The sequence below is a fragment of the Vibrio sp. R11-SG3-ISO9 genome (assembly GCF_059834255.1).
Genome location: NZ_JCBDGU010000007.1, coordinates 22,482 through 30,868, shown reverse-complemented (window position 1 = coordinate 30,868; position 8,387 = coordinate 22,482). Strand labels below are relative to the sequence as shown.

8 protein-coding genes are annotated in these 8,387 nt (G+C 42.1%); 3 read left to right on the top strand and 5 right to left on the bottom strand.

The window, feature by feature from the left end:
- The first annotated feature begins 55 nt into the window (after nucleotides 1–55).
- Both AC6R05_RS02285 and AC6R05_RS02280 read left to right on the top strand, forming a co-directional pair.
- Nucleotides 56–1,096, top strand: coding sequence for a hypothetical protein (locus tag AC6R05_RS02285; protein ID WP_500646473.1), 1,041 nt, complete (start codon nucleotides 56–58; stop codon nucleotides 1,094–1,096).
- A 9-nt stretch (nucleotides 1,097–1,105) separates the two neighbouring features.
- Nucleotides 1,106–2,080 carry a polysaccharide deacetylase family protein gene (locus AC6R05_RS02280; RefSeq protein WP_500646472.1) on the top strand — a complete coding sequence of 325 codons (975 nt, stop codon included), beginning with the start codon at nucleotides 1,106–1,108 and terminating at the stop codon, nucleotides 2,078–2,080.
- Between the two features lie 14 nt (nucleotides 2,081–2,094).
- Here the strand turns inward: AC6R05_RS02280 and AC6R05_RS02275 are convergent, their stop codons facing one another.
- From AC6R05_RS02275 to rfaD, 5 genes are read right to left on the bottom strand one after another with little or no spacing between them, the layout of a single operon-like run.
- Complete coding sequence (locus AC6R05_RS02275) at nucleotides 2,095–3,078, bottom strand: polysialyltransferase family glycosyltransferase (RefSeq protein WP_500646471.1); 984 nt, start codon at nucleotides 3,076–3,078, stop codon at nucleotides 2,095–2,097.
- Nucleotides 3,079–3,093: 15 nt separating this feature from the next.
- On the bottom strand, nucleotides 3,094–4,362 hold the full coding sequence (gene waaA, locus AC6R05_RS02270; protein ID WP_500646470.1) for a lipid IV(A) 3-deoxy-D-manno-octulosonic acid transferase: 1,269 nt from the start codon (nucleotides 4,360–4,362) through the stop codon (nucleotides 3,094–3,096).
- Nucleotides 4,356–5,414 (bottom strand): lipopolysaccharide heptosyltransferase II, encoded by a 1,059-nt coding sequence (gene waaF / locus AC6R05_RS02265; protein WP_500646469.1) that lies wholly within the window; start codon nucleotides 5,412–5,414, stop codon nucleotides 4,356–4,358. Before waaF ends, waaA begins: the two co-directional genes overlap by 7 nt.
- Nucleotides 5,411–6,406, bottom strand: coding sequence for a lauroyl-Kdo(2)-lipid IV(A) myristoyltransferase (gene lpxM, locus AC6R05_RS02260; RefSeq protein ID WP_500646468.1), 996 nt, complete (start codon nucleotides 6,404–6,406; stop codon nucleotides 5,411–5,413). Before lpxM ends, waaF begins: the two co-directional genes overlap by 4 nt.
- Before the next feature lie 49 nt (nucleotides 6,407–6,455).
- On the bottom strand, nucleotides 6,456–7,397 hold the full coding sequence (gene rfaD, locus AC6R05_RS02255) for an ADP-glyceromanno-heptose 6-epimerase (RefSeq protein ID WP_500646467.1): 942 nt from the start codon (nucleotides 7,395–7,397) through the stop codon (nucleotides 6,456–6,458).
- A gap of 266 nt (nucleotides 7,398–7,663) precedes the next feature.
- Between rfaD and AC6R05_RS02250 the strand changes: the two genes are divergently transcribed.
- Nucleotides 7,664–8,299: a TetR/AcrR family transcriptional regulator gene (locus AC6R05_RS02250; RefSeq protein ID WP_500646466.1), complete on the top strand. Its 636-nt coding sequence runs from the start codon at nucleotides 7,664–7,666 to the stop codon at nucleotides 8,297–8,299.
- Nucleotides 8,300–8,387: the final 88 nt, after the last annotated feature.

The window sequence follows — 8,387 nt, the reverse complement described above, 5'->3', positions numbered from 1 at the left end:
CAATTTAATAAAAACGAAAGCACTTTAAGTGCTTTCGTTGTTTTGGAAGTTTGAAATGGCTAGATTTACATTTGAAGTTTGTAAGCAAGATCAGGTTGCTGATCTGGTTAAGTATATTGATGAGCATTGGGCTAAGAATCATATCCTTGTAACCTCTCGAGAATTGCTAGATTGGCAGCATAAAAATCTCGATACAGGCGATTACAATTTTGTTATGGCTAGACACAACAAAAGCGGTGAGATATGTGGTGTGCTCGGCTTTATCCCAACATCTCACTTTTCGGCTGAGCTCGAATCAGAGAAAGAAGTTTGGTTAGCGATCTGGAAAGTCAACGAGGGACCGAAATACATCGGTTTAGGTTTAGGGCTTCTCAACTTTTTGAAGCGCGAGTTCTCGATTAAGAATATTTGTTCTATCGGTATTAGTCAGATTGTTTTCCCTATGTATGAAACACTCGGTTTCACCGTGGGGAAAATGAACCAACTAGCTCTATTGAATAATACCCTTTCTGATTACCGTATAGCTAAGGTTCCAGAGACGTTTACTTCCTCTATAGGTCAGAAAAATGACCAGTATAAAGTGGTAGACATTGTGAAAGACCAAGTGGCGTCTGTATTGTCAGACAGTGACTTATATACAAATAAAACACAGAAAGACGGACAATATTTTACTACTCGTTTCTTGGAGCACCCTAAGTTCGAATACCGTTTTCTCGGGGTTTACAATAAAGACAAATTAGAGAGTTTTCTTGTTGTTCGTGTGGTTGCTCAGAGTGAATCCAGTGCTATGCGGGTCGTGGATATTCAAGGTGACCTGTCTTCAATTGGCCGAGTTACAGCGCATTTGCACGAGTTGCTTGTTGCGGAAGGGCATGAGTATTTAGATATCATGCAATATGGTATGGACGAAGAAAGCCTTGTCGATGCTGGTTTCTTGCAAGTTGATACGGATGGGGAATTAATTATTCCTGATTACTTTCAACCGTTTGTGCAAAAAAATATTCCTATTTATTTCGCGCGCCAAAGCCAGGAAAGCGAACAATCGTTCGTATTATTCAAAGGCGATGCGGATCAAGACAGACCAAATATAATGTAGAGGAGCAACATGTCTCAGCCACTAACCGTTGTTATGTACCACTATGTTCGTCGAATCGCGGAGTCGCGGTACCCAGAAATTAAAGGCTTAGAACTTGAACTCTTTGTTGAACAACTCGAGTTCTTTGCTAAACATTATAATGTTGTGACGATGGAGCAAGTGTTAGCAGCAAAATACCATAATCAAGCTTTACCAGAGAAAGCTTTGTTGCTTACTTTTGATGATGCTTATTCCGAGCACTTTACTCACGTATATCCTATTTTGAAGAAAATGGGTATGCAGGGTTCTTTTTATGTACCAGCAAAAACAGTGCTTGAACACAAAGTGCTAGATGTGAACAAAATTCACTTCATCTTAGCGTCTACCTCCGATATTCAACAGCTTGTTGGCTCTCTTAAGATAGAAGTTGAGCGCTATACAAGCGATTATGATCTAAAGTCATTCGACGAGTACTACGCGGAGTTTGCGGTTGCGAATCGCTTTGATTGCCAAGATGTGATTTTTGTGAAGAGAATGCTTCAGCATGCATTGCCAGAAGAACTTAGAAATATTGTTTCCGATAAGCTTTTTGCTCATTATGTGGGTATGGATGAAGCTGCGTTTTGTCGAGAGTTGTACATGGATAAATACCAACTTGAGCAGTTAGTTCGAGACGGAATGCACGTTGGTTGTCACGGTTATGATCATTATTGGTGGAATAAGCTTGATGAAAAATCCTTAGAGATTGAACTAACCCGCTCTAAAGAATTTTTAGCCTCGCTTGGTTGTGACATGCAAAATTGGACAGCCTGTTATCCTTATGGCTCTTCTAGTGAAGAGGTTGTGGTTGAGCTAGAAAAACAAGGATGTAAAGTCGCATTTACCACCGAAGTACGGGTTGCTGATTTGGCGTTGGATGGCCCACTCTTGTTGCCTCGTCTAGATACCAATGACTTACCTAAAGATAACAAAGCCAGTGTAAATCATTGGTATGAGAGTGCTTAGAAAAACAGGCGCGCTTAAATACTAAAGTTTTGAGCGCGTTTTTCAAAATGATTAACAAGGAAAGTCGCCATATCGTTGCCTATATGAGAGTCATAAGTGTGCGCATCGATAGGTACTTCTTTGTAAAGTAAAGACAGTGTGTATAAAGCCGTAGACGTTACCCCGGTAATTGAAGATATCTTGATGCCTTTATTTGCTAACTCAAGCTCAATCGGTGACTCACTTTTATGATAAGTGAGATTAGGTAATGCTTTAACGGCACTGGTTACTTCTTCAGACTCGGTTCTGTGTGGAAAGTAGATCACAGGGGTATTTTTTTTTGCAATGACTTGTTCTAGTTTGGAAATATAAGCATCAACACTTGGTTGGTTCTTATCTCCTATAGATCCCTCACCAATAAATGCAACGGGTGCTGAAGGGTCATAGCAGTTTGACGCTCCAATACTTTTTCTAATCGAGTCGAGAGTATTGAGCTTTAAAGGACACACTGGATTTTCTATATCGAAAATAGAGAACATTTCGAAGTTCTCAGCATAAGGTATTGTGCCAATCTTTTTACATCCCTGTAATTGGATCAATAGGTCTTGTAGAAAGCGAGTTCGACTAAATGATTTTTTGTCTTTGATGTATTTGTAGTATTCGTATAAGTTGCCCATTCCATCGTCAATGAATACCAGCTTTTTAGCAGGTAGATTTCTTTGGAACATACGAGTACGCCAAGATGTATATTCAGAGAAAAAGAAATGCTCGATTGACTCGCCATTTGCTAGCTTTTTGACTTCTTTTAGAACACGCGGAATAACAAAGGTACGGTTTGAGCGACCAACTTCAATAATATGGTCCCATTTACTTTTGTCATAAAGCTGAGCGAGGTGTTGTTTACCTTTCTCTGTGTTTTGCTGAACTAAAACCAGGAGATTATTTTTAGTTTGATAGGCATCTCTGGCTTCATTTGCGCAGATGTATTGAAATGGGGATGTTACGAGAAATACGTTCATAAAAGACCTTGTTCATTAACCTAATTCAGCATACTGAATTGAACGCTCCAAAGAGCCTTTGTTTCTTTTAAAGACAGAGTGGGCTTGGTTAGCCATGTTGGTGGCGCTATGCTTATCTTCGAGTAACTGGATCACTTTAGAGTCTAAGCTATGACCTTCACAAATCATTATGCCATCTGTTGATAATAGCCTTTCAGTGATCTCTTTGAAGTTGAAGTAACTTGGTCCAGATATGATAGGGATTCCTAAAGCCGCTGGCTCGAGTACATTGTGACCACCAACCTTATCACCAATTAAGCTGCCTCCCATAAAACAGATATCTGCAGCACCAATTAGAATCAGCATCTCTCCCATTGTATCACCTACATAAACTTGCGACTTTGCACAAGATTGAATGTCAGCGTTCGTTCTACGAGTGGTTGTAAAACCTGAGGATTGACATAACTGGACAACGCTATCGAATCGCTCTGGATGGCGCGGGACTATAATGAGCAAAGCGTCCGGATAGATCTCCAGTACGTTTTTATGTGCATTGAGTATCTGCTCGTCTTCACCTTTGTGGGTGCTAGCTGCGATCCATATTGCACGGTGCTCCCCAAGCTCTGACCTTAGTGCCTTTGCTTTCTCTTTTATTGTATCGGCAATTTGTATATCGAATTTGATGGAGCCAGTAATGGCAAGTTTACTCTTTGCAACACCAAGTGATTCAAAGTGGTCCGCGTCAGACTGACTTTGGCACAGAATCTTGGTTAGATAAGGTTCTATAATATTGAAAACTGGCTGAAATCTTGCGTAGTTATTTCGAGACTTTTCAGACAACCGTGCGTTTACGATTGTGATTGGTACACCAAACTTAGAAACTTGATGAAGTGTGTTCGGCCACAACTCCGTTTCAATGATCAGCATCTTCTTCGGTTGTATCGCTTTAAGAAAGCCTTTTACAGCGAAACCAAAATCAATAGGCATGTATCTGTGTTCAACTAAACTACCGAGCTTCGCAATCTGTTCAGCACCTGTACTGGTGGTTGTAGTGACAATGATCGGCTGTTCTGGGTTTTGCTTTTTGATCTCTTTGATAAGAGGTGTAGCTGCGATACTTTCACCAACAGATACTGCGTGAATCCAAATAGGGCGCTGATTTGATGTCAGCTTAGGTGTTATGCCAAAGTGCTCTTTCCAGCGTTTGCCAAACTTGGGTTTGTTTGGCTTACTTTTGTATAAGCCAAATAGAAGCAAAGGAGCGACAAGTGCGAGGATCAGCGTGTAGAAAAACCGAATTAACATGCGCTTACCGAAATGGCTTCTAACTTATGGATACTATTGATGACTTGTTTCGGTGATAGCTCCGTCAGACATTTTAAGTGCTTGAATTCACATTCACGCTGGAAACAAGGACGGCAATCAATGTCTGTATGCACAATCTCGACCCTCTCAGCCAGTGGTGGTGTGTATTTCGGCGAAGTTGAGCCGTAGACAGCAACAACGTTACAACCCACAGCAGCGGCAACGTGCATCAAGCCAGAATCGTTTGCAACCACAGTTTGACAAGCACCAAGCAGATCTACTGCTTCAATTAGGCTTGTTTGGCCAGCTAGGACATGAATTTGTGATTGAAGCTCATCAGGAACAAGAGCCTTAATGTTGTTACACGTTTCCAAATCTTTTTGAGAGCCAAACAACCAAACTTGCTTACCTGCTTTACTCATCGATGTGGCGACTTCTGCGTAATGCGTTTCAGGCCATTTTTTAGCAGGCCCAAACTCGGCTCCTGGACAAAGGCCAGTGATTGCATCATCCAGAGTAAGCTGAAACTTTTCCGTGGTAGCTAGCTGCTGGTCTTTGAAAATAGTTAGAGCTGGCCTAGGTAATTGCTCTAACCCACCCAGAGAACCCGAGTCGATCATTTCTGCTTTAGGGTGGGCGAGGGCGACATAGCGCTCAACCATATATTGGAATGATTTTTTATTTGGGCGCAGGTCATTCAACAGACCATATCGCATTTCACCTTTCCAGCCCGTGCGTTTTGGAATGCCAGCAAACCATGGGATCAATGCTGATTTAGCCGAGTTAGGACAAATGAAAGCTTGATCATATTGAGCTTCACGCAGTGTTTTACCAATTGCTCGACGACCGAGAAAGTTAAATTCACCATGACCAATCGGCATATTAATCGCTTGGTTGACCTCTGGCATACGCTCGAGAATTGGCTTACACCAACCGGGCGCAATCACATCGATGACCGCATCAGGATGTTGTTGTTTCAAGGTGATGTAAAGTGACTGTGACATCACCATATCGCCCACCCAAGATGGACCTATGATCAGAATTTTCTTCATCGTGTATACGTCTTGAGCCACAGCTCTCTGTCTTCGTAAGGGTTATAAGTACTTTCAGGATCTGGTTGAGTGGTTAAAAAACGAAGCACCCACATGTACTGTTCTGGGCGCTTTCTTACCGCATCTTCAATAAATTGATTCATTCTCTGTGTGTCTTGATGATCGCTTTTTGAAGGATAATTCTGCCAAGCAGGAAGTACATCGATACTGAATTGACCAGTTTGAGCGTCATAGTTAGAGAAGACCGGAATGATTTTCGCGCGGCTTACTTTGGATAACTTACCAAGTCCAGGCAATGTCGCTTTTGGTACATTGAAAAAATTGACGAAAATACTGTGTTCACGACCGTGATCTTGGTCAGGTAAGTAATACCCCAAATAGCCCTCTCGTACTGATTTGATAAACGGTTTGATGCCGTTATCTCGTTCATAAACTCGACCGCCATATTGCACTCGTTGTCTATGCATTAACCAATCAGTCACCGGGTTCTTCTGTTTCTTTGCCATCGCAGAAACAGGTAAACCTTGAGATGCTAGGTAGATAGCTGGAATATCAATACCCCAGCTGTGAGGCACTAATAGGATAGCCTTGTGCCCTTGTTCCAGTGTTTCATGAATATTGTCGATACCATGAATGGTTGTATTTTTGGTTAACCATTTTTGGCTGCGTAGCGACAGAGAAGCAAAGTTAAGCAAAAAAGAAACAGCAGTGGTTAGCGTTTTCTCAAGCAGCTGTTCCTTTTCTTCGTCACTTTTTTCTGGGAAACAGAGACCGAAGTTAATCCAAGCATTGTTAATGGTTCTACTTGGCTTTTTAAGCGCATATTTTGCTAGTTTACAGCTCAACCAGTATTTTGTTTTTTGTGGGAAAAAGACTAAGGGTATTCCCAGTAAAATACCAAACCATGTTCCCCAGTGTTTTGGAGCAAGAAAGCCCCACTCGAAGGTGGGGTTGTAGGCATCTGGGTCGAAGTCGTTACGCTTCTCAGTCATTGAAAACTCTCAGCTATTAAATGCTCTTCATCTTGTAAGAAGAGGACAATTATTTGTTCTGCAGCACCATGTATTCTGCAACACCTTCAGCAACTGTTTTAAATTCGATATCACAGCCAGTTGCACGCAGCTTAGTTAAATCTGCCTGAGTGAACTCTTGGTATGCGCCTTTTAGGTGTTCTGGGAATGGAATAGTCTCAATATCACCTTTTCCGTGGTGCTTGATGACTGCTTTTGCGACCTCTTCAAAAGATTCGGCATTGCCAGTACCTAGGTTGAAAATACCTGATACGCCATTTTCTAAGAACCACAAGTTTACTGCTGCTACGTCACCCACATATACAAAGTCACGTTTAAATGACTCACTGCCAGCGAACAGCTTTGGATTTTCACCCGCATTCATTTGATTGTTTAGATGAAAAGCAACCGAAGCCATACTGCCTTTATGGTCTTCACGAGGGCCATAAACGTTGAAGTAACGGAAGCCTGTGATTTGTGAGAGTTTTTCGTTATGTGCGGCTGCATCTTCTTGCAAGCGACGAACATAATTGTCGAACTGCTGCTTAGAGTAGCCATATACGTTTAGAGCGCCTTCGTACTCTTTCTCTTCAATGAAAGTATCTGTTTCACCGTAAGTAGCGGCAGAAGAGGCATATAGGAACGGAATTTCGCGCTCAACACAGTAATGGAGTAGCTCTTTTGAGTACTCGTAGTTGTTAAGCATCATGTACTTGCCATCCCACTCGGTTGTTGCAGAGCATGCACCTTCGTGGAAAATCGCTTCGATATGACCGAAATCATCACCTGCCATGACTTGAGTTAGGAAATCGTCACGATCCATGTAATCCGTGATGTCTAGGTCGACAAGGTTTTTGAACTTCTTACCATTTTTGAGGTTGTCGACGACTAGAATATCGTTGTGGCCTGCTTCGTTTAGCGCCTTAACAATATTGCTGCCAATCATGCCAGCGCCACCAGTTACGATAATCATATTTTACCTACTCTTTTGAATACAAAACTATCGCGAGTATAGCAAGGAATGAACAATTCGGGCTAGTGCAAACCAAGGTTACTCGGCTGTTAGCACCTGAATTAACTTCATAAATTTGGCATGCGGTCAGGGAGTGCGATATCACTATGATGGATACTTACTAGTTGGATAAGAATTGAGCTTCGCCGACCAGATGTTAACGGCTCGATCTATCGGTTTAGGGGCGATATACTAACTCTCTAAACAGATAGGGATTCGAAATAGAAATGAAGACACGTGACAAGATCGTTTATGCGGCGCTAGAGCTATTTAATGAGCACGGCGAGCGTAGTATCACTACCAACCATATCGCTGAGCATATTGAGATCAGCCCAGGTAACCTTTACTACCATTTCCGCAACAAGCAAGAAATTGTGCGTGATATCTTCACTCTGTATTCTGCTGAGCTTTTAGAGCGATTTACCCCAATTCAAGGTCAACAAGAGAGCCTAACTCTACTTAAACACTACTTGGACTCTATCTTCACTTTGATGTGGAAATACCGATTCTTTTACGCAAACCTTCCTGAGATTTTGTCTCGCGATGAGCAGCTTCACAACGACTACATGGCGGTACAAGAGCGTTTGCAATCAAACCTAATTGCGATCATGCGCGCATTCGTGGATTTGAACTTGTTGAAGGCATCAGAAGATGAGATGAAATCCATGGTGACTTCTCTGCACCTTATTGCATCGAGCTGGTTGGCTTATCAATCTGCCATGTCACCAAGAACGGAGATTACAGAGCAAGTCGTTCACCAAGGCATGCTACAGATGATCGCAGTCGTGAAACCTATTGCAACCACTCAAGGATTTGAGCAACTAACACTACTGGAAGATGGTGTAAGGGCGTTGAATGGATAGTTGAAAGATACGAGTGACGGGTTGCGAGATTCGAAAAGCTGCTTTCATCGTATGGCTGTTCGTTACTCGCTTACTCGAATCCCGTTAC

Bases quoted from the DNA above. Each gene is read 5' to 3' on its own strand.
- lpxM (WP_500646468.1), bottom strand. From the start codon at position 6,406: ATGACTGAGAAGCGTAACGACTTCGACCCAGATGCCTACAACCCCACC.
- AC6R05_RS02250 (WP_500646466.1), top strand. From the start codon at position 7,664: ATGAAGACACGTGACAAGATCGTTTATGCGGCGCTAGAGCTATTTAAT.
- AC6R05_RS02275 (WP_500646471.1), bottom strand. From the start codon at position 3,078: ATGAACGTATTTCTCGTAACATCCCCATTTCAATACATCTGCGCAAAT.
- waaF (WP_500646469.1), bottom strand. From the start codon at position 5,414: ATGAAGAAAATTCTGATCATAGGTCCATCTTGGGTGGGCGATATGGTG.
- AC6R05_RS02285 (WP_500646473.1), top strand. From the start codon at position 56: ATGGCTAGATTTACATTTGAAGTTTGTAAGCAAGATCAGGTTGCTGAT.
- rfaD (WP_500646467.1), bottom strand. From the start codon at position 7,397: ATGATTATCGTAACTGGTGGCGCTGGCATGATTGGCAGCAATATTGTT.
- waaA (WP_500646470.1), bottom strand. From the start codon at position 4,362: ATGTTAATTCGGTTTTTCTACACGCTGATCCTCGCACTTGTCGCTCCT.
- AC6R05_RS02280 (WP_500646472.1), top strand. From the start codon at position 1,106: ATGTCTCAGCCACTAACCGTTGTTATGTACCACTATGTTCGTCGAATC.